General features: G+C 44.4%; 8 protein-coding genes. 5 read left to right on the top strand and 3 right to left on the bottom strand.

What is annotated here, in order from left to right:
- Window positions 1–208: 208 nt before the first annotated feature.
- The 3 genes from ACYVRH_RS03070 to ACYVRH_RS03080 all read right to left on the bottom strand — a co-directional run bounded on the left by ACYVRH_RS03070 (window position 209) and on the right by ACYVRH_RS03080 (window position 17,572).
- Window positions 209–5,977 carry a hypothetical protein gene (locus ACYVRH_RS03070; protein ID WP_461255463.1) on the bottom strand — a complete coding sequence of 1,923 codons (5,769 nt, stop codon included), beginning with the start codon at window positions 5,975–5,977 and terminating at the stop codon, window positions 209–211.
- A 10-nt stretch (window positions 5,978–5,987) separates the two neighbouring features.
- The gene (locus ACYVRH_RS03075; RefSeq protein ID WP_461255464.1) at window positions 5,988–11,900 is read right to left on the bottom strand and encodes a hypothetical protein; all 5,913 of its coding nucleotides are present in this window, start codon (window positions 11,898–11,900) and stop codon (window positions 5,988–5,990) included.
- Window positions 11,901–12,448: 548 nt separating this feature from the next.
- Entirely contained in the window at window positions 12,449–17,572 is a 5,124-nt protein-coding gene (locus tag ACYVRH_RS03080) for an Ig-like domain-containing protein (RefSeq protein ID WP_461255465.1), read from the bottom strand.
- A 321-nt stretch (window positions 17,573–17,893) separates the two neighbouring features.
- Here ACYVRH_RS03080 and pyrB point away from each other — a divergent pair, with 321 nt between their 5' ends.
- The 5 genes from pyrB (at window position 17,894) to ACYVRH_RS03105 (ending at window position 22,062) form a co-directional block, all read left to right on the top strand.
- Entirely contained in the window at window positions 17,894–18,820 is a 927-nt protein-coding gene (pyrB, locus tag ACYVRH_RS03085; protein WP_461255466.1) for an aspartate carbamoyltransferase, read from the top strand.
- Window positions 18,814–19,248: an aspartate carbamoyltransferase regulatory subunit gene (locus tag ACYVRH_RS03090; RefSeq protein ID WP_461255467.1), complete on the top strand. Its 435-nt coding sequence runs from the start codon at window positions 18,814–18,816 to the stop codon at window positions 19,246–19,248. Before pyrB ends, ACYVRH_RS03090 begins: the two co-directional genes overlap by 7 nt.
- 203 nt (window positions 19,249–19,451) lie before the next feature.
- Entirely contained in the window at window positions 19,452–20,333 is an 882-nt protein-coding gene (pyrF, locus tag ACYVRH_RS03095) for an orotidine-5'-phosphate decarboxylase (RefSeq protein ID WP_461255468.1), read from the top strand.
- Between the two features lie 3 nt (window positions 20,334–20,336).
- Entirely contained in the window at window positions 20,337–21,107 is a 771-nt protein-coding gene (locus ACYVRH_RS03100; protein ID WP_461255469.1) for an iron-sulfur cluster-binding protein, read from the top strand.
- A complete protein-coding gene (locus tag ACYVRH_RS03105) occupies window positions 21,100–22,062 on the top strand; it encodes a dihydroorotate dehydrogenase (protein WP_461255470.1) in 963 nt (320 codons plus the stop codon). Before ACYVRH_RS03100 ends, ACYVRH_RS03105 begins: the two co-directional genes overlap by 8 nt.
- Window positions 22,063–22,166: the final 104 nt, after the last annotated feature.

The following is a 22,166-nucleotide window of genomic DNA, read 5'->3' on the forward strand; positions in this document are numbered from 1 at the left end:
TGCTTTTTCTTACAAGCCATGATTTGTTATACATATTAAGAACAAAATACTATATTTTACGGAATATATCAATATTAAAGTTAAATAATATTTTAATAAAAGATAAAATAATACTCAAAAAACGTTGTTTTGTCCCCCTTCGTCTGGTTCGTTGTAAAAAAAAGCGGCTCCCATACGGAAGCCGCCTTTCTATTTATTGCCGTTTTCCCTATTCCGAGTTTATCCCCGGCCAGCGCGTGTAATTGGTATCATCAAAAGGAGCAACCGTAGGCCTGTTATGGAAAGTATCGGAAAAGCTCATTCCATACAAACCTGCCCAATCATTTGCCGTGTCGCACCAACGGTGTTTGCCAGGATAGATGGGGTACTTGTCTTTGTGTGAAGTCCAACCGGATCTTTGATATGCCGATCCTATCGGACCGTACTGCCACGCTTGATTCGCCGATGAACTAGCGTCTTTCCCCCTTATAAAGTCCACATAAGCGGTTGTGTTAATTTCCCATGTTACAAACTTCCATATTGATTGATTCATGTTATTGCTGGTTGCTTCCGTCAGAGTCATCAGCCTTATGCCAGCCCGTTTATTGGTAAAATCGCCGCTCCAGTTATCTTCCCATGTAAAGGGGAAACCGGGTATGGAAGAAGAGCCTATGGCGTCTCCGCCGCGTATCCAGACTTGATCGCCTGATTCAAGAAGAGATTCACCGCCATTTTCACCTATTGTTATTGGTCCCGGATTGTAAGGGTTAGTATTAGCATTGCGGCGCAGTTGGTAGGTAATAACCGTGCGGTAGGCTTTTTCTTCCGTTACGGCGCTGTATGCATAGGGGGTCGCTCCTGACCTTGCCTTTGCTAATACCCACCATTGGTATCCCTGATAATTACTGTCGCCCAGAGTTATTTGGGTACTGTAAGTATAATCAAACACCGCTTCCGCCGCTACATTCGTAGGTCGGGTTGCTCCGTTGGCCGTATCCTGAGGACCGTTAATATTAACCGCAGGATAACCGTTAGCGCCACTTGCAGTGGTAGAAAGACCAGTGCCCCAGTTACGGGCGGTTACATCGGCATTATTGCTGTTTTTGTATGTGGTAGCGACATAAGTTATAGTCGCGTTCGGAGTACGGCAGTCCATTCGCGCGTAAGACTGTAACGGCTGTACTGCAACAAGCCTGGGTTGGGCAAGAGAGTAGCTATTGCTAACAGTTATCGTATCCTGTGTTTTTCTGATTCTGACAAACGGCTTGGCGATGCCTCGCAGGGCTATAGCTGTCGCGCCTGTATAATTCCCTTCCGCCGAAACGTTACCCAAGTTGTCTGCAACAAGGCCGGCCGGATATGTAATTTCATAGCTTGCTCCGGGAACCTGCGGCGCGCTGGAACCTGTAAGCCGTATATTCAGAGTTTTACCGTCTCCGCTTATCGTAACAGCCTGCGAGTTAACATTAATGCTGATCGCTTCAGCGTTACGGAACGCGGAAATGAACGCGGACGGTATAAAAGCATCGCCGGTAAAAGCGGAGTCATTACCGGTAACATTGCTGTCGGGATTATAATTGTACTGCAAAATATACTTGGTAGTGGTATCCGATGAGCCTGTCGCATTGTCATAGCCATTTGTCCCTTTGATATAATACTTGTCAATATCCGCGCTTAATGTACTATTACCCTTAAACCTGTTGTACTGCGATTCTGTCAGGACTGCGGGCATGCGGTACGCTGAATTTCCGCTTCCGGCAATTTGCTGGATGGTTATAGTACCTGACCCCTTGGTAATAGCGCGGTTAAACTGTATCTTCAGAGTTGTCCAGTAAGAGCCGTCATCGGAACGTATCCCATGGAAGTCGGCGCTTGACTCCGCTCCATAGTCCTCCTCAAACCCGGGCGTGGTGTTTGTAAGATCCCCCGTTTCCACCGTAAATTGTTTGGTCGATTCCAGTTTTGGACTCACATTTGACATATTAATTAAACTGCTTACATTTACCCCATTGCCCACGGCAGTGCCATCCCAAGCGGTAATGCCGGAAATTGCGCCAATGTCCAGATAAGCTCCGTCCGACATTTTATCGCCGGTTTTCGACACGCTGTCAAATCCTACCGTATAGGTAAAGGTGAGCGAATTTACGGCTCCGCCGGGTATGCTAGTGGGAGTTATGTTAATCGGATTGTTATTGTAAGCCACAACGTTTTGCAATGTAATTTGCGGAGTTGGTGTTGCCGCGATACAGATATTTTTCCTAAAATACACCGTAAACGCGATTTGGTTGCCGTTGCTGCTCCCAGCCACATTGGTATAGGTTCCGTTAGCGTTAGTTGAACTTATACGGGAAATAAGCGTGCCGGGGTCCCAATAAAAGGTTATTGGCGACGTTAAATCTGAACGGTTCCCCGCCGCGTCTATCTGGCGCGCTATTAATGTGTTGTCACCGATTTTGGTAAGACTAAACGGAGTATTGTCCGTATTAGGGGCTTTTACCCAATTTTTGCCGTTGTCTAAAGAATATTCAATTCCACCTGAATATTTATACGCCGTACCTGATCTCTCTATCGCAAGCCATAAATTATTCTGGTAGACGTTGGAAAGATCTCTGTTATTAGATGTTGACAAGCCTTGATTTGTAATGCCGCTTACATTTTGTAAAATAACATTAGCGTCATTTGCCGTTTCATTAGCGGTAAGAACCCGTACCGTGGGAGGCGAAGGGTTAAGCGTTTCGATATATATGCCGGAAAGCGTTCTGTTGCCTCCTGAATAAGTAAACTCATTTCCCGCAATATCGGTAATGATTCCGCTTAAGCCCGATACGACAACCTCGTTTCCGTTTGTCGTATCACCTGGTTTTATTATGCTGTACATAAAAGTAATATCACTGCCGTTTACCCTTACGTCTTTCGCGTCCGCGCTTGTTTGAACGGTATTATTTGCTCCGTTGGTAACATTTAAGGTAAGGCACGGAACGTTTGGCGGGTCTGATTGTTTCGCAACCGGTATTGTTACAGCTTTATTAAATTTAACGGTAATATAAATATCGCCGGAATTGTGATAACCGGCATCGGATGATGTAACGGATGTTATGGAAGGAACAGCCGTATCTATTTCAATGTGTTTTCCAGCCGTCAGGGTAAACTGATAATCAGGATCAGTCGAGGTAGTAGTAATAGGCAGGGTGCGCAAATAGTAACCTTCGGCTTCTTTGGTGTTGCCGTCATATGAAACGCCGCCTTTTTTAGCCATTGTTATGCGAACTTCTTCATATCCGTCTACTCCTAATGATCCTCTTGACCAAGAGAATGGATAATTAATGGTATTATATGGTATAGACTCGTTAGCAACGCCGTTAAAATAAATTCCTATAACATTTAAATAGTTATCGGCTATGGCGTTTTGACCTGCGCCTACGGTATAGGTAAAGTATTGGCGGCTGTTTTGGTTTTCCTGCCCGTCTTTATAAACGGCACGCGCTGTATTACCGCCCGCACTACTAAGAATAAGTTCAGGCTTATTGCCGCTGGTTGTTAATCTGACCGACTTGCTGAATTCAAGGAAAATGTCAATTTGTTTTCCCACCGTGTATATGCCGTCATCTATTTCACTTGAAATGCGCATAAGCCTTAAATTGTCGCTTTCTATTAGCCATGAACAGCCCGCTTCAGCTACGTTTCCGCCTATGTCTTTAACGCTCGCTCCGATTACCAGAGTGTCTTTAAGCGCGGACAGCGCGATCTGCCCTTCTCCGCCGGGGGTATCTTTTACCGTAGCCGTTATTGTCCATGTTCCCGTAGTCTTGTCAGCATTTGAGGTTAAAACAGGAAACGGTAATCCTTGATTATTTACGTTAATATTAAAATTTGTCTTAAAGTAATCATTTATAGACAAAATCTCAAGAGAATCTTCCCTCCATGTTCCGTTAATGGTTATCGTATTGCCGTCTCTAAACTTGGGGATTACCGCGTATTCGTTAGGTATAAAAGGATTATCAATGCCGATTATTGTCATATTTGTAATTTTAATATCCGGCGCCAGAGTGTCGCCCTGCGGAGCGTAAGTTATTATCGTGCACTTTCCATCGGGGTTTTGCGCCCTCAGCAGGAATATCTGGCTTTTTAACGGCTGTTTATTAGCGGCAATGTTTAAATCATCGGTAAGATCGATTACTTGTGAATAGGTAAAACGTCTGCGGTTTGTCACATTGTCCACGGGCGGGACATCCGGTTTAAGGTTAAGCATCCACAATCTGTTTAGATGATTGCGATCATAGGCATCGTTCGCATTTTCCAGCTCGGAAGCGCCGGCAGAAAGATTTAACGCTTTTTTCCAGCCTACGTAGTCTTTGTCGCGAAAATAGGCAAGCTGGCTCATTGCCGCGAAATCCTTCGACTCAGGATTAATCCAAACCATGCACAGGGACACTACGTTAGTAGCGTCGCTTACGCCGCCGTGAATCGTAATTTTGTTGTTTGTTATGTCAAGGAAAAGAGGATCAGTCGCGGCAGGGAACGGGCCTTCGGTAAAATCAGGGAAGGTAATGTCGTGCACCCTGAAAAGCATCGTATATTTCTCGCTTGGCTTGTCCTGAGAGCTGAAAGCCTCGGCAGTGAAAACATAATAGCCCGTAAGCGGCGGCACTTTTATTTCCCATGGGAAAATGGTTGAATAGGTTCCGCCATAAGCCGTGTTCGATTTGACTATGTTTTCTTGTTTTTCTTCGTCTATAAACACGTCTTCAAAAGGATGGGTTTCCGGCCTATTAAGCTTGTTGCCCGATATGTCGCACTTATATAGGGAGTATTTAACTTCCTTAACGCCGTGCTCCTGGAAGGCTGTGGCTTTAACGCTTCTGCCTGGGTAAACCGTAAACACGTCTTTTTCAATGTAATCGGCAAAAGGATTATTCTCGTCAACGGCGACCTGCTTGTCATAATAATTATCCGGCGGCTCTATGCCTTCCGTAAAAACAATCCATGGGGAATTCGCCCTTGGCCATGAAATAAAATAGCCTAGCGTTTTTTCCTGATTCGGATTTCCCGCCGCGTCATAGCAGACCGCGACTACTTTTACCGTCATTTTTTCCGATACGGGGTTTTTTAATTCCCCGCCTTCATCGTAGATACCGGGTTCGTCATAAAGATCGGGAACCGTTACAGCCCCGTTCAGCCTGACATAATCATTCGGATTAGCGCCGGCTGGGGGAGGAGGAAGGTTTTTGTAATAACGGAAAATGTAATTTTCGGGAAGAGGGGTTTCGGGGGCGTTGTCTATCTCGGTATTATACGGATAAAAGCTTATGTTTATCGACCAGACGTCATTCGCGTCTTCTATCTGCCATTTAAGGGGGAATTCTTGCGTGATGAATTTGCCCAAATAAGACGGATCCTTCCATTCGTCGCTTGAATCCGGCATAGCGTCAAATTTTTTAAAATCTTCGTCCGTTTGATACGCGTATTTGCCGTAAAGGTAAGGATTAGTAATAATCACTTTGGGCGGGTCAATATCGACTATCAGGACAAGCGCTTTAAATGAATTGTCGTCCGACATTCCGCCCTTATCCCACGCCTGAACGTTAAATGTAACCTCGCCTTCGGCAGAGAGTTGTCCGTCAATGACCATGTCGATGGTAATCTTCCATGTTACGAACTTATCCCCAACCCATGACGCGCCCGTTAAAGGCGACCATGTAGCGCCGTCATTGTCGGAAACTTCCCATGCGCCTTTTTTATAACGCCACTGGCGCGGAAAATTCTGATTGTCTTTAACGGCGGTTATCAGCAATATGTCAACAACGGATTCGTCCTGAACTGTCCCTTCTATGTCAAACCGCACTGGAACCGACTGCCTTTGCGCAGGGGAAACTATTGTAACGACCGGCCCTAAAAGATCAAGTTTAGTTCCAAGCGATATGGGATTTTCGCAGGAAAAGAACATTGATGCCGCGAATATGCTTAATAAAACCGCAAATATTTTTATCTTTGTTTTCATGTTCTTCCTCCTAACTATTTGTCAAGTCATAAGCATAGGTTAAATCGCCATAACCTACGGTTAGGTAATTATTTACCTCGCCGGCATTTTGATGAGTACCGTTGCCGCCCCAATACAGAAGATACCATTCGCAGACTATTTCCGTGCTTACCCAATAGAATTGCGTTCTGGTATTTGTTAATGTAGTACCTTCACTAGTTCCAGGAGTCCCGTTTGTGGTCTGGTTATAAAACACTTTAATAAAACGCCTGTCTCCTGTTTCTGCGGCATCCCGTACAGGGAAGCCCGCGACAGACGGCATACCGTTTTTAATATTAGAGCCTTCTATCACAAGGTAATTATTGCCTTTATTAGCCGAAAAATTCAAAGCAACGACGGTTCTATAGATTCCTTCATATCCTTTTGCGCTTTGTCCGTTCTTTTCAGCCTGCGCGGCGACATAGCTCTTGTTGGATTCAAGCGGGTCAAAGGTAAGAACGCCCTGATATCCGTTAGATGATTGTGATAATGTAATGCCGTCTAACTCGCTTGCCGTTAAATCCCTGTTATACGATCTAAACATTCTTAAGTCGCGTTTTACGGACGTGCGTGATTCGGATATGCCGTTTTTTGTAATAACAGTATAGGTTTGACTGGTGTTAGTACCACTATTTGATCTTCGTATAATGTTGTTCAATACCCATGTGCCAGCGGTATTGGCGGCTGCGGCAGTCCAGTTCATGGCGTTGACTGATGTAGCGTCCGTATTGGCAGCGAGAACAGTGCCGCTCCATGCGCCTTTAGCCGCGCGCGAGTAAGTAATATCCGTGGTACCGCCATTCGTTACTCCTTTGGAAATTCCGACCGTCATTGTTACGCCCAGGCTTTCGCTTTCCACGCGGTAATGCACGGTGTTAAAATTGCCAATGCCCCAACCGTTATTATCGTTTACAGCAGTGGACACGTCCCATGGTGTTGTATTCGCCGGGTTTGCATACGCTCCGGTTCCACTGTTACCGGTTGGACTGGTTTGCCAGTTGGCTGTCCTCGCGTCGTAACTTCTGCGGTTTACGCGTATTACTGGCGGCTGTACGCCGGGACTTGTAAAGATGTAAGCGTCTGCTGTTCCCTCTACGGCAGAATTCCCCGCCATATCGGTAAAAGCGCCCGCCGGATAAGTTACGTCCCATTCCAGACCTTTCAGCAAAGGCTCATTCAGGTTAATGGTAACTTCACTGCCGCTTATGCTTGTACTTGAAACGTCAATTTCCTGCCAGCGGAATTTTGCTTTAGTAAGAACGCCTCTGATACGGCTGACGGCGCTGTTGGCAGTCGTGTCGTTTATAACGTATTGGTAATCAAGCACCCATTTTGTCGCCGTGTCGGGGATCATGTAGCCCGTGGCGGTATCAGGAGCGTTAGTGCCGCTTGTAACATTAGCGCCTGTATAATTTCCCGAATAGCCGCGTCCTGCAACCAATCCCTGGGTCGTTTTTTTGTACGGACCGGCGCTCTGGCCTGTTCTGGCGTTAAGAGTATGACTGCTCATGCTGTCACCTTGCAGCAGATACCCTCGGTCAGTAGAATCCAAAGAGCTGTTATTGTAAATATCGTAGAAGCTGGAAATATAAGTTTTTGCCCCATAAGTGGGATTCCTTGTTCCGTCTGTTCCGAGATAATACCCTTCGTCTTCAAACACGGGCGGAATGGAGTAATTACCGTGCGGTTTTACCGTAATGGCTCCACTGCCTTTCATTACCGGTTCGCTGAATGTAAGTTTTATTTGCGTAATTGCGCCGTTTCCTGAAGGAGTTACGCTTGGATCCGGAGTTCTTCCGCTAACAGACGGCAGAATCGCGTCTACCCTTATGCCAGCCGCAAGATTGGGGCAGTTATTTGAGTAACTGTTGGGGAAATTAAAATTATTAGTTGTATAGTTACCTGATCCGGTAGGGCCTGTATTGCCGAATTTATCTGAAAGCCCAGTTAACGTTACGGCGGAAATATACAGGCCGTCCCGCATTTCCTTTCCTGTAATGCCAGACCAGTAAAATGTAATTGTAGTACCGCTCGCGTTATTCGCCATATTTGTGGTAAGGGTTTGAGTTTCATTAGGATCTGCCGTAGCGGTATTTCTGTTTCTAACAGTTATTGTTACATTATCGCGGTTGTTTACGGTAACCGTTTCGGCGAAATTCAAGTTAAACGTTAAGTTGCTTCCCGCTTTATAATAGCCGTTAGCCTGTACGGCGTTTACCGAAACAAGTTGTGGGAAAGAGCCTTCTACCTCTATTTTTCTAAAGACGGAAGGGCCTTCGTTCCCCGCCCTGTCCATGTAACGGGTTCTTATCGTGTGTGCGCCGCCTTTTACGAAAATAGGCGCAGAGTAGGTTTCCCATGACACGCCGTTATCAAGCGAGTACTGCTTGGTGTCTTCCCACGCGGCAAAGGCTGTCGCAGTGGAATCGGGTATAACCAGATTAGGTTGATTAACATAATACTTTGTACCTGACTCGGATAAAGATGAGATCAACGCGCCGTCCAATGTCGCCGCAGGAGCGTCAGGGACTTTTTGTTTAATGTAATAATTGTCGGTAGCCCAAGGAATCGGTGCAGGAGGAGTAGTCACTATATTTATTGTGTTAATTGAATTACCAACATCATCCAGTATGACTTCCGATGAAGAGAAGGATATATCAGTCAGTTTTCCATCATAAGAAATATTACTTTCAGGAATTATTGGAAGACTGAATACAAGCTGATTGCCGATGCCGGGCCTTTGATATTTAAAAGGTTGATTAAATGGCCCGCGCCGGGTGTTGCTTGAATCTAGTATATAGAATCGGAGTGTCGGATTTATAGGAATGTTAGCTCTGATAGGCTTGTCAGCTTCAATAGTTAATTCAATTGTTTCCCCAGTTTTAAAATAGTAATTGTTAGCAGTATTAGCGTTTTTCCCGCCCATGATGATTGATTTTACCACAGGGCGTACACCGTCAAGAGTAATGTTTTTCTTTTCTTGTAAGGTATTCGCTTTGGTTTGCCAGTTGGGCATTGTTACGGACTCGTTTTTATAACCGGGAACAAAGGCGGGGTCATTACGGATATAATCCATGATTTTCGCGTTATACAGCATAATAGGACGGTTATATTCTTCAGTAGGATCGTCATAAGGCATTCCTTCATACGTTGTTTCAAGTTGTCCTATAAAATTTTCACGTACATTAAATTTAAAATCAAGAGACAATGAAGGGTTGGCGTAGGTTGGAGGATCCTCGCATCTGATACGTTCATATCTGTATTCATCCTCTCCTTTAAATTTGTAACGCACATTAAGATAAGGTCTTACGGGACCTGACTGCGAGGTTCCTTCTTCCACATATATCTGGCTGGAAAAATTAGCCTTAAGGATAATGTCTGTGTTTATGCCGTAAGTTCCGTTTTGAGTCGTCGTGGTTATATTTTCCAACCGCGCCGCGTTTGTAACCGCTATCGTGCGCTGTACGCGCGCAACGTTGCCCAATTTGTCCGTAGCTTCAAAAAGGAACGTTCTTTGCGTAACGTCGGGATAATATTCGCAGAAACTAAGCGCTTCGTCCGTTATGCTATAATCGCTTCCGATAAAAATATCTTTGCCCACTTCAAAGGTAATGTCCTTCATACTTATGGTTTTAACGGCGATATCCCCCGTCTTTGCCGCGTTTACCCAGTATTTTACGATTGTTCCGCGCGGATATATCTGGAACGGAATGGTTTTGTCGTCCGGGGTTAGCGTTCTTACGCCCTTTAAGAAACCGTATGCCGTATTATTATACGTATTAAGAGCGTTATAATACGCGTCTGTAGGTATTCCCGTACCGACATCTATGTTTCCAGTTTTATTGGGGTCGGGCAAGCCGTTAGCGCCGCCAATTGTACCGGGCAGGGATTCATTTGCGTATATGTTTGTAATGTCGTAAATTGACAAGTCTGGCGGAGTTTTCATGCCCAATAGCCGAAGTTGCCTGAATACCTGATGTCCCATGTTGTCTTCCGCATAGAAGATAAAAAGCTTCGTCTCGTTTTCAAGGTTGCCGTTATATTTAAAATTATCGGTAGCGGGTTTTATGTCGTCAGAACCGCCCAAAACGTTGAATTTTTTAATAAAGCTCTGTTTTTTATAAACGCTTGTGTCAATATCTTCCTTGCCTTCATTTTTAAAGTCTCCCTTTTCAGACGCGCCGCCTTCAACAAATTCCCAGTGTTGTACGCCTTCAAGTTTAGGATTATCGCCAAAGCTGACAGGATAGCCTACATTTATTTTGCCTGTTTCGTCTAAACCGCGAAGGGCATTTTGTACAGCCGGAATCCATTTGTCGGCGTTGTCCGGCATTCCGTAAGGAATCCACGCCATGCGGAATTTTACTACGCTGTTATTTCCGGAAGCGTTTTCGCGCAGGGTGTATCCTACAATGTTAAAAGATTCGCCGTTTATAAGCGGCGTGGGGAAAGTATTTTCTTCCGGACAGAAATCTTTAGGATTGCCCGATTTATCTGTTTTCGTCGTGTCAAACACAATCAAGGGGGCGTTTTCGTCTATTACCTGAACACGCAAGATTCTTCCCGCCCATCCGTTTTTGTTTGTAAATTCGGGGCCTTTCCCGTCATGCGGAGCGAGTTTTTTGTCGGCGGTCAGGGTAAACAGCACAAACTCGCCGTAATCTTCTTCCTGGTTGCCTGTCGGAATATATACAAGTTTTTCGTCCAGTTTCTTGCCTTCAATTTGTTCGGCGATAATCGCGTCTTTGGAAGTGTCACCGTGTCTCTCCGCGTCAAATCTCCAGTTATAAACGGTTCCCCCTCCCCTAAGCTTGTCTTTCAACCATTCAAGTTTTTGCTCGTCGCTGTACTCTGAAGGAATCTTGATGTCGCCTGAACACACGGCGTTTAACCCTTCCCACTGTTCGTATGTAAGAAGTCCGGCGTAAGCCCAGTCAATGGAATCATCGTCATAAAAGTCAATTGGCAAAGGAGTGCCGCGCGATATGATGGTTCCGATGGCGGGGTCAAGAATTCCTTTGGGGTTGTCAGATTTCGCGAACAGGCAGATGCATCCCTCGTCTTCCTCTACGGGAATGTTTTCATTGTCGCACTTGTCTATAGCTTTTATAACTACGCGGTAGTAGTAACGCTTGCCTTCGCCGTAATAATCAGTCTTATAACTTGTGCCCCATTTTGTTACGCCCGCGTTAATAATATCGTCTTCTTTAATTGTCCAGCGCGGGAAATAATTTGTGTAATTTTCATCGACAGATAACGAAAGCAATATGGTATTTGATTTGCTTCCATCGGTAACGTCGTAGAAGTCAAGCGATATTATTTCTATTTTTGTTTCTTCGTCGTTAACTACGCCGCTCAGATAAAACCAGCCGTTCTGGTATCTGTACAGTTCGTCTTTTTTCTCCCCGCTAGGGTCGGTCGTCTCAAGATTTTTTAAATCTCTTAAAGGTTCAAGCCTTGATATTCTTGTGTCCGTGCGCTGGATGGTAATGTTATCCACAACAGGCGGCCTTATGTCTATTATCATCGTAACAAAGGCGATTGAAGGCTCGCCTGAATTTCCCGCCTTGTCATACGCTACAATCTTTCCAACAATTTTTTCCCCATTCTGTTCCTCGGTAAATTCCAAATCAATTCGCCAGTTGTTTCCGTCTATTTTAACCGGAAACAGTTCTTTTTCCGTAACCGAATTTATAAATATGACGCGGTCTACCACTTCATTGTCCGTAACGGTTCCCGAAAGTATTGATCCATCCCGCACATAGTATGGGCTTGGAACCGGATCCAACGTTAAAACGGGCGGTTCAAAGTCCACCTGCTTGCCCATTCCCATAGGGCTTTCACAAGTTATAAAAAAGGAAATAGCTATCAAAACTATAAAAACGGCTTTGATAATTGATTTCATAACACCCCCCTTACAGAACGCCAATTTGGATTAAACCGCATATATCCTCCTATCCACATTCGGATGTTAGGTGACATAAAACCTTCTTAAGAAGTTAAGAAGAAACCATGAAAAGAAAAATCAATTAAAGGAACCTATAATGTTGACACATTACTATTATAATTATACATTTTCTTTACCATAAAATCAAATTTTTTTTTAAATACTTCATTTCGTATACGCTATATATAGCGTAGTTATATAACAATAACCCCATGTATAGTGCCGTGATGTTAGTATTTAGAAATATTTAATAATATTCTGTTACTACTAATCCTGTTATAATTCATTATGGTTATAACAACGGTAATACCTCTACTACAGCTAACAGTACGCCGTGGACAGGTAATATCCCACGCTAACGCGATTGCACGAGGATACGGCACTCACGTTGATCTGGCTCGAATTTTTATCCAAATTAGAGCTTATCTGGTTTTTTGTGACCTCTTCAGTAAAAGTAAAAAAAAGAGGCTGCCATCGCGGCAGCCCATTTTCATTCCTAGAAATTTCTAGAATATGTAAATTCTTAATCCCATCATTACGTGAGGAATCATTATCTTTATGCCCATTTGGCTGGCTTTTACGTCGGTAGGCACGAACCAAAGCTGTCCTTCCGTAAACAAGCTGAATGTCCTAAAAGCTTTTTTCTTTGGAATGGTTACCTTTGGAAATTCTATTTGCAATAACAACGCGCTTAGCCAAGTGGATTCGCCGCTCTGGGTGTAATACACGAGTTCTCCATCTTTATTCGGCGAATAATCCGGATTCTCCTTGTTTAAGAAATTAAACAGGGAGAAATTAGCGCCTATGGAGAACGAAGCGTAAAGCCAGTCAAAGTCAGGTCCCCATACCGAGCCAAGAGGCAATGTGTAAACATTTGCAAGTATCTTAAGGCCAATGACGTCTCCGCCGTAACGAACCGGGCCTTCACCGCCAAGAGCATCGTACAGTTCTTGTGTCAGGAATCCGTACTGTCCCTGAATTTTTACATTGTCGTCAAAGAAGCTTAACCCAAAGCCAAAATCAGTATATGTCGCGCCCCCGGCGAATGGCATTGACGGCGCCCATTCTTGAATGCCGTTAGAAACGGCAAGCTGCCTATAGAACGGCGGAATTACGCCTTCAATATAAAGTCCTTGCAGGAAACCAGGCACTTCATAAGCGGCTTTGTCTCCGGCGCGGAGGTGGTAAGTAAGGCTTACAAGCTCAATGTCGTCAGTCGCTGACGCTGAATAAGCGATTTTCTGATTGTATCTGCTTCCAGCTTCAGGCGAAATAAGGCGGATTTCCGGTTTTGTCTTGTCAACTTGTACTAACATTCTTGTCAGCGCGAATTCGCCGTTTTTCATTGTTGTTCTTACAACAATATAATGGTAACCTTCCGCCATTTCTCCGTCTTCTAATCTGTAACGGTAATCAATATTTTTTGCCGAAGCCTTGCTTGTCATTATAAACGATCTTCCGTTATCAAAACTTATTTCCGTAAATTTAGGAGTTTTTGCCAAGATTCTTGCTTTAACCGCCTTTTCAGCAGTTTTATCTTTAAGCAGTTCCTGGTCTTCTTCCGATAAAACATATCCCGTGCGCCCGTACAGATACGGCCTTTCATAAGCGAATTTCCCAAATGTAAAGCTTTCCAGATCTATCGTTACCCATGGACCGCCGTCCCTGTAAATTAAATTGTAAGGCCGCGATGATACGAGAGTCGGGCCTCCAAAATTGCTGTTTACCGTAATGGCGTTTACTCCGGCATTGAGTTTTTCGCCGTCCATTTTAAATACGAAATAACCGGAATCGTCAACAGGAACAGTATCCAAATCATTTCCGTTTATTTTTATCGTTACCGTCCCCGCAGGATTCGCGCCTCCGGCAAAACCGTACAGGTTAAACTCTCCGCTTGTTTCTTCATTTTCAAGCGGGTAAAGGATTTCTATATAGTTTCTGTACGTCTGCCGCGCCATTTGTACGTTACGCGAAAGACGGGTCATATTCCCGGCCCTGTCAGTTGCGATAATCGCGACATTGTACTGCCCGTCCGCCATTGCGGCGATATCAATGTTTTCCCTTATCATTGAGCTTAAATCAAGTTTCCTTAACCTTAAATTGGCGGGAATTGTAAACCCGTCAAGGCTTCTTAGCTCAATGCTTACTTCCTTCAAATTGGGATCCAATATGCGGCCCATTACCGAAATATTACCAACGGTGATTGAACCGTCTCCAGGGCTGTCCAGTATAATTTCAGGCTGAGTATTGTCAACATTGATCATAAACGCGTAAGTCGCCGGTATATCGTATCTGTCATATACTTTTATAAATACAACGTGCGGACCGTCTTTTAATATCGTAGTGTTAAACTGATACGACCACTGAATTGTCTCCGCCGCAGTTCCATAATTTCCTTTTACGAAGTTAAACGAATTTCCGTTATCAATGGAAGCTCTTACATCCCTGATGCCGTTCTTGTCAGAAGCCGTCCCTCTAATTTCAATCCCTTCCTTTAACACGGTGTCATAAAGAGGATATGTCATCGTAGCGGTAGGTTCGTTTAACGATACGCGGAAAACTCGAGTAACGGGCTGGCTTTTTACGCCGTAAATATCTTCGGCAATTACCGATATTGTATGGTCGTTATCTGTCAGCGTGGACAGGGCTACGGGAATTGAAAAACCGTATTCGGCATCCTCGGTTTGCCACTGATTATTGTCTATTTTCCACTGATAATTTTTCACTCCGTCGTCATCGAACATTACGCCGGAAACTATGAAATCATTTGTAATTACCTCGTTTTCTATAGGCAGGATTATTTGCACGATGGGAACGTCCATTTCCTGATCAATTACAAATAGCCATGTATTGACTTCGCTTGAATTGCCGGCTTTATCCGTAAATATAAAACGCATGTTTTTATCAAGGGGCATTTCCAGCGAATCCATCAATACCTCGAAGAACCTTGGAGCGTAATCTTTTTCCCATTGATTATCGTTAAAAATCTCTTTCACCTGATTTGTGGTGGATGCCGGAACTGCGGGACTAGCCGGAACTGCGGCTCTCCCAGGAGCCGCAGGGACAGCCGGAGTCGCGGCTCTCGCCGGAGTTGTAACTGTCCTGTTGTATGTAATGGACTGAATAGCGCCCATTTCTTCCACCGCAAACGCCATGCGTATTGTTCCGTTTACTCCCGCTTCCGCTATTGGCATAATATTCTGCGCCTGCGGAGCTTGCGTGTCTTTTAACACTGAAAAATTAGCGACTGAGTCCAGTCCTGATTCGTTAGCCGCCCTTATCAATATGTTGATCGAGCCGTCTTCAGCGGCCGTAAGGTCGAGCGTTTTTGTATAATTACTGTTTAAGGGAGCGCGAATAGCCGCCAATTCCGCCGCAGTTAAAAGGTTTTGCCAGTTGTCGCCCATATCTAAAGACACGTCAACGGCGCTTACTTTGTTCTTACTTGTTATGTTAAAAGTAACGGGAACGCTATTTTTTATCCATTTGTAATTTTCAATGTTTTGAAGCGTGACGACAGGTCCAATAGCTTCCGCGACAACTCTGAACTGGCCGCTATTAAATGTGCCGCCGTCAACATCAAGCTTGAGCGTCAGCTGGCCTGTTTCGCCTTCGCTTACCGCCGTAAGCAATACCATTCCGTTTTGGTCAACAGACACATTTAATAAATTCGCCCCCGTGCCTTGAAGAGTCGCGTTAATGACGGGAACAGAACTGATGCCCATCAATGTTTCGCCTTCTTTCAATAATATGCGCCCGTCATTAAGAGCTGTCTGCCTTACCCATGTAAATGTGTTATTAGAGGCGACAAAAGGCTGGGGTTCTTCGTCAGCGGCCGGCGGCGGTTGATTGGTTACAAAAACAAATTCGCTGTATGTAAATTCTTTATCCTGACGGTCGGTACCCGTTAATTTAATTTCCATAAGCCCTTCCTGTAAAGAAGAAGGAACGGGAATTGTCGCCGTAAATACGTCTTTTGAGCCTGATAATTTTACCGGTACCGGCGATTGATCGCCAAATGTAATTGTAGCGGACTTGGGCGCGGTGGGAGCTTTGTAGGAAAGAGCCATAGTCATTTTGGGGACAGGTCTGATTTTCATGCCCGTATAGAAAATATCAACTTTTGTGGTTTTTCCTTCCGGCCATGTAAAGTTAGCGATACCCGGCTGTATTACAGCGTTTGAAACTACAATGCCCTTCACCTGCGTTTTGTTGCCCGTAATTCCGGTAACGTCTTTTGCCCAAACGTCAAGAATGTGCGTTCCCTCAGCGGGAGTTGGAATTATAAATTGGAAATAACCGCTGCATGGTATTTCCTCAGGCGGAGTTCCGTCAAGCGAATAAAAAATCGAAGCTACGCCCTCTTTATCAACCGCTTTTCCTTTTACAACCAGCCCAAGCTTATTTTCAAGAATGCCTGTTTTAGGCAAATCTAAAGATACCACAGGCATATCAGCGGCTTGATCAAGTTTATATTTTTGTTTTACGACAGTCGTATTTCCTGAAACGTCAACCGCCTTAATCTCGACTTCTATCGCATTGCCTTTTAAACCGCGCGCGTCCACATCCGCAGACCACCAATGATTTCCAGCAAGTAATTCAAATTCGCCCTGTTGCGTTCCGGCTTTCCATGTTACTGACTTTAGCCCGACCGGATGTTTCGCGTAACCGGCTATTGAAAAAACTCCGTTTACCGTAGTGCCGGGTTCCGGATATACGATTTTTACGTCGGGGCCGGTATTATTTACAAATAACAGATGGGCGGCTGTTCCGATACTGTTGTTGCCGTCACGCGCTTTAAACCAGATAACGACAGGACCGTCTTCAAATTGTTTTGTATTAATACTCGCTTCCCATGTATTATTACCGTTTCTTTTGTCAATTTTTAATTTTGCCGGAGCGTATTTTACCCCGCCGTCAACAGAGTAATTTATAGCGGCTATGCCGTTACCGTCTGTAACCTTTCCGCTAAGGCGGATATTCCCTGAGACAAGGGCGCCTACCGAGTGGCTTGTAATAGTTGTTTCAGGTTTTTTACGGTCAAGCCGCCAGTAAACAACCGCGATTTTTTGATTTTTTTCGGGAACTTTATCCCCGTTAGGGTATTTTGCCGCATTACCGGGAAGATCGTTTATATCGGTTGACCATGCTTTTACGGTATAATCCCCGTCACGCCAAATTTCCCCGTCTGACGTGTCAAGAAAATACGACCAGTAATCAGTCCCGTTTGCCGTTACGCGGGTTATTTCTTCACCCTTGCCGTCCGTTCCCCGATAAACGGCGATTTCCACGTTTTTAATGCCGTCATCGTCAAAAGCGATGCCGACTATATTCATATTGCCCTGAACGCGCATGGATGGAAGAGGGTTAATTATTGTCGTCCTTGGAAGATCGGATTCTGGATCGATATAGATATTATCCGGACCTGCAAGGGTTACATTACCCGCCCTGTCCGTAGCTTCCATATAATAATTGTATTTTCCGGGTTTTTTTTCAGAAATATCCAAAGTATCTGTAAAACCTGACGGATCCTCCGCCGATTTGGATACATTATCCTTTCCGCCGCCTGCCCAAAGACTGCTTCCAATAAGAAAAAACAACACGCAAATAAACAGGTTTCTTTTGCACATTTTAAGCCCCCTTCATGTTAATTTTAAACATGAGTGTAATTTTTATTCGCAAAATCATAATATTCTTCCTTAAATTATAATTCAAATTTTAGTTTTTTGCATTAAATATCATTAAAAATTTATATTTCTCTTGATAAAAAATTATCTTTTGGGTATAATACATCTATGATTATTGTCTGCCTAAAATACATTACTATGAGAAACCCGCCTACAAGGGCGGTTTTTTTTTAATACAAATGAGGTTTGTCTCCGCTACGCGGAGACTTCGATTAAGATAGCCTGACCACTTTACAAAGTGGTCAGGCTTACAATGAGGTTAAAATGTTAAAAGGAAGATCCTTAATTGAGCCGGAAGATTTCTCACTAAGTGATATGGACTATCTTTTCTCGCTTGCAGAGTTGATAGAAAAAGATGAAAAATACCTTAGGGAAAGCCTTAGAGGAAAGCTTTTAGCTACCCTTTTTTTCGAGCCAAGCACAAGGACACGTCTTAGCTTTGAAGCCGCCATGTTGCGCCTTGGGGGAAGCTGTCTTGGCTTTGCCGAGCCCGGATCCAGTTCGGTTTCCAAAGGTGAAAGTTTAGCCGATACAATCCGTATGGCGGCAAGTTACGCAGACGCCATAGTTATGCGCAACCCAAAAGAAGGGGCTGCGCTTCTTGCCAGCCGTTATTCTTCCGTTCCCGTTATAAACGCCGGTGACGGAGGCCACCACCACCCTACCCAGACGCTGACCGACCTTCTTACAATTAAACGGCTTTTAGGTAAAATTGACGGTATTACCGTAGGTTTCTGCGGAGACTTGAAATTCGGGCGTACCGTTCATTCTTTGGCTAAAGCCCTTGCGCGTTACCCCAAAATAAAACTGATTTTTATTTCTCCTAACGAACTTGTCCTGCCCGAATACATCAAGGGCTTGCTAATGAAACAAAATATCGCTTTTGAAGAAAGGGAAAACCTAGAAATATCAATGCGTGAATTGGACGTTTTATACATGACCCGCGTTCAAAGGGAGAGGTTTTTTAACGAAGATGATTATATCCGCCTGAAAGACACTTATGTTCTTAATACCGAAAAAATGGCTATGGGTAAGGAAAAAATGATTGTTTTGCATCCCCTGCCCCGCGTGAACGAAATTTCCGTTGAGATTGACTGCGACCCGAGAGCCGCGTATTTTAAACAGGCTAAGTACGGAATGTATGTCCGCATGGCGTTACTTGCTTCAATACTGGGGGTAAGCGAATGTTAAATATAGAGAAAATAAAAAATGGAATTGTTATTGACCACATTAAGGCGGGTTTGGGAATTCGTATTTTTAACTGGCTTGGGCTTGATAAAGTTCCGTATACTGTGGCGTTTGTAGCTAACGCCAATTCCGCAAAATGCGAAAAAAAGGATATTATCAAAATTGACAATACAATATCAATTAATTTTGACGTGCTTGGCTTAATCGACCCTAATATTACCGTAAGCATCATAGAAAATGAGCAAGTAACAAAAAAGATAAAGCTCCAACTTCCGCAAAAAGTGGAAAACGTACTTATTTGTAAAAACCCGCGCTGCATCAGTTCCACGGAAAAATATCTGACCCATGTTTTCCACCTTGAAAACAGCGAACAGCGCACTTACCGTTGCGAGTACTGCGATGAAATCATTTCCGCCGGGGACTTTAAATGAAACTTATTTCGCAAGAACTTCACACAAAGAGCACAAAGGTACGAAGAACACAAAGGGGGAAGAGGGGGTTTTTGTCCGTTAGCTTATCGAGAAGCTCACGTATAACTTTCGGACAAATACCCCACTCCCTACTCCCCAATCCCTACTCCCCCTTTGTGTTCTTTGTGAGAGTCTTCCTCGAAAAATTTTGGAGTATAATGTGAATGTTTAGTGTTGACAGATTGTTTGAAAGAGTGAAAGAGAGGGGGCATGTTTGCGTGGGGTTGGATACGTCTGCGGATTATGTGCCTGAGTTGGAGAGGCGCAGAGCGGGTAACGATGCTGAGGCGGTGCTGGCTTTTAATAGGACACTAGTTGACGCGGTTTGCGACGTATGCGCCTGTTTTAAGGTGCAGATTGCCTATTATGAAGAAAAAGGGCTTGACGGGCTTCGTGTTTATTCTGATATTTTAAGATATATTCGTAGTAAGGGTTGCCTTGTTATCGCCGACATCAAACGCGGCGATATTGCGGATACCGCTATAAGATACGCGAAAGCCCATTTTTCAGGCGATTTTGAGGCTGATTTTGTAACTTTAAGCCCTTATATGGGTTTAGATTCAATTGAGCCGTGGTTAAAAGAGGCGCAAATTAAAGAAAAAGGCGCTTTTGTTTTAATGCGAACCAGTAATGCCGGGATGAGAGACTTTGAATACCTTGAAATTGGCGGCGGAAAACGCGTATATCATAGCGTGGGTGATAAATTAGCGGCGTTTCCCGCGAATTTTATGGGAAATTACGGCTACAGGCTTTTTGGATCGGTTATAGGCTGTACGGAAAGAGATGAAGCAGCCGAAATACGCGCAAATTACGGCGATCTTTTCTTTTTGATACCCGGTTACGGCGCTCAGGGAGGAGGGGCAAAGGACGCGGCATTATTGTTACGGGAGGGAAACGGCGGCGTAGTGAACGCTTCAAGGTCGATTATTGCCGCATGGAAGAAAGAACCGGGAAGCGAGAACGCGGATAATATGTTTGCCGCAGAAAAGGCAAGGCTCTCTGTTATTTTGATGAGAGATGATATACTTAAAGAGGCAAGGAAATAAAAAATGAGTCTAAGTATTGTATGCGAACTTGAAAAAAATACCAATGTTACTGATGAATATTTTATTCTTGAATTTTCATGGAAAAAGCCGGTTCCAAGAGCAGGTCAATTTTTTATGATAAAACCCCTGCGCACAAGCGTTTTGTTGCCGCGTCCCATCAGCGTATTTGAATATATAGCCGAAACGAATACCGTTAAATTCCTTATACAAAAAAAAGGCAGGGGGACGGAGGAACTTTCCTGCGCTCAAGCGGGGGAAAATATTCAGCTAACGGGACCGTTTGGCAACTGTTGGGCGGATTTTCTTCCCGAAAACGGAAAGGCCGCCCTTGTCGGCGGCAGCGCGGGAGTCGCTCCTCTTGCAGCCCTCGTCTGTGAAAAACCGGATTATTATTTTCATTTTTTTGCCGGTTTTAGAAGAGGGTTCAGGGAGAAAGAGCAGGAAAACGCCATTATGGGACACGCCGTTAATTCAAAACGTTTTTCCATTGCCGCAGAAGACGGCGGAAACGCCCTTAACGGCAGGATTACCGATTTTCTTTTTTCACCTCAGGATTTTGACGTAATTTTAGGTTGCGGTCCCGCCCTTATGTTGAGCGTCTTGAAAAATAAATGCGAAGATAAAAACGTACCCTGTTTTATTTCCATGGAAAACAAATTTGCCTGCGGCACAGGAGCGTGCATGGGCTGTACAATAAAAACAACAAACGGAAACCGCCGCTGCTGCATGGAAGGTCCGATTTTTTCATCTCGTGAGGTGATCTTTAATGAGTGATAATACTAATGTAACGTCAAATGAAAATCCTGTTGATATGTCGGTAGAAATTGCCGGCGTAAAATTCAATAATCCCGTCATCGCGTCTTCGGGAACTTTTGGCAAAGGAAGGGAATACAGTAATATTTTTGACATTTCGCTTCTTGGCGGAATATGCACAAAAGGACTGACGTTTACTCCGCGCCCGGGAAACACGGGGGAGCGAGTTTGGGAAACTCCAAGCGGGCTGATAAATTCAATTGGGCTTGAAAATTCCGGCATTAAATCATTTATAGAAAACGATCTTGAATATATGCGCAGACTTGGGCCGGCGATAATCGCCAATCTTTCAGGTTCTTCTTCAGACGAGTATGTTAAAGGCGCCGCTATGCTGAACAACTCTTCCGTTGACATGATCGAACTTAACATCTCCTGCCCGAATATCAAAGACGGAGGCCTTGCCTTCGGACTTGATCCGGGAACCTCCGCCGCGTTGGTCGTGGCAGTCCGCAGAGCCTGCCAGCACAAGCCGCTAATGGTAAAACTTTCACCTAACTGCCCTTCCATCGCCTCTGTCGCCAACGCCTGCGTCAATGCCGGCGCTGACGCGTTATCCCTTGTAAACACTTTCAGGGCTGTTGCGATTGACATTGTAAAACGCAAACCTGTCTTTGACAATATAATAGCCGGCTTATCCGGCCCCGCGATTAAACCAATAGCCCTTCGCATAGTTTGGGAGTTATACGACTCACTAAAAGATTTAAAAGTGAATATTCCCATTGTAGGAATGGGCGGAATTTCCTGCACAAACGACGCGCTTGAATTCCTCATGGCAGGTTCCCGCGCCATTCAAGTGGGAACAGCCACATTAGCGAACCCCCACACAATGTTAGAAATTATTGACGGACTGCACAAATACATGGCAGATAACAAGGTTTCTAAGTTAGGTGATATTTCTATTAGGGATAGGTATTAGAAGATATTTTTACCACGAACCACACGAACCAGAGCGAACCAGGTAAGCGGAGAGTTTACTGCATATATAAGCTTAGTAGACAGCTGAAGGCAGCAGGGGTTGTT

It is taken from the genome of Treponema sp. R80B11-R83G3, from assembly GCF_054786115.1.

Excerpts from the sequence above, each read along its gene's own strand:
- ACYVRH_RS03070 (WP_461255463.1), bottom strand. The coding sequence starts at position 5,977 with ATGAAAACAAAGATAAAAATATTTGCGGTTTTATTAAGCATATTCGCG.
- ACYVRH_RS03100 (WP_461255469.1), top strand. The coding sequence starts at position 20,337 with ATGAGTCTAAGTATTGTATGCGAACTTGAAAAAAATACCAATGTTACT.
- ACYVRH_RS03090 (WP_461255467.1), top strand. The coding sequence starts at position 18,814 with ATGTTAAATATAGAGAAAATAAAAAATGGAATTGTTATTGACCACATT.
- pyrF (WP_461255468.1), top strand. The coding sequence starts at position 19,452 with ATGTTTAGTGTTGACAGATTGTTTGAAAGAGTGAAAGAGAGGGGGCAT.
- ACYVRH_RS03075 (WP_461255464.1), bottom strand. The coding sequence starts at position 11,900 with ATGAAATCAATTATCAAAGCCGTTTTTATAGTTTTGATAGCTATTTCC.
- ACYVRH_RS03105 (WP_461255470.1), top strand. The coding sequence starts at position 21,100 with ATGAGTGATAATACTAATGTAACGTCAAATGAAAATCCTGTTGATATG.
- ACYVRH_RS03080 (WP_461255465.1), bottom strand. The coding sequence starts at position 17,572 with ATGTGCAAAAGAAACCTGTTTATTTGCGTGTTGTTTTTTCTTATTGGA.
- pyrB (WP_461255466.1), top strand. The coding sequence starts at position 17,894 with ATGTTAAAAGGAAGATCCTTAATTGAGCCGGAAGATTTCTCACTAAGT.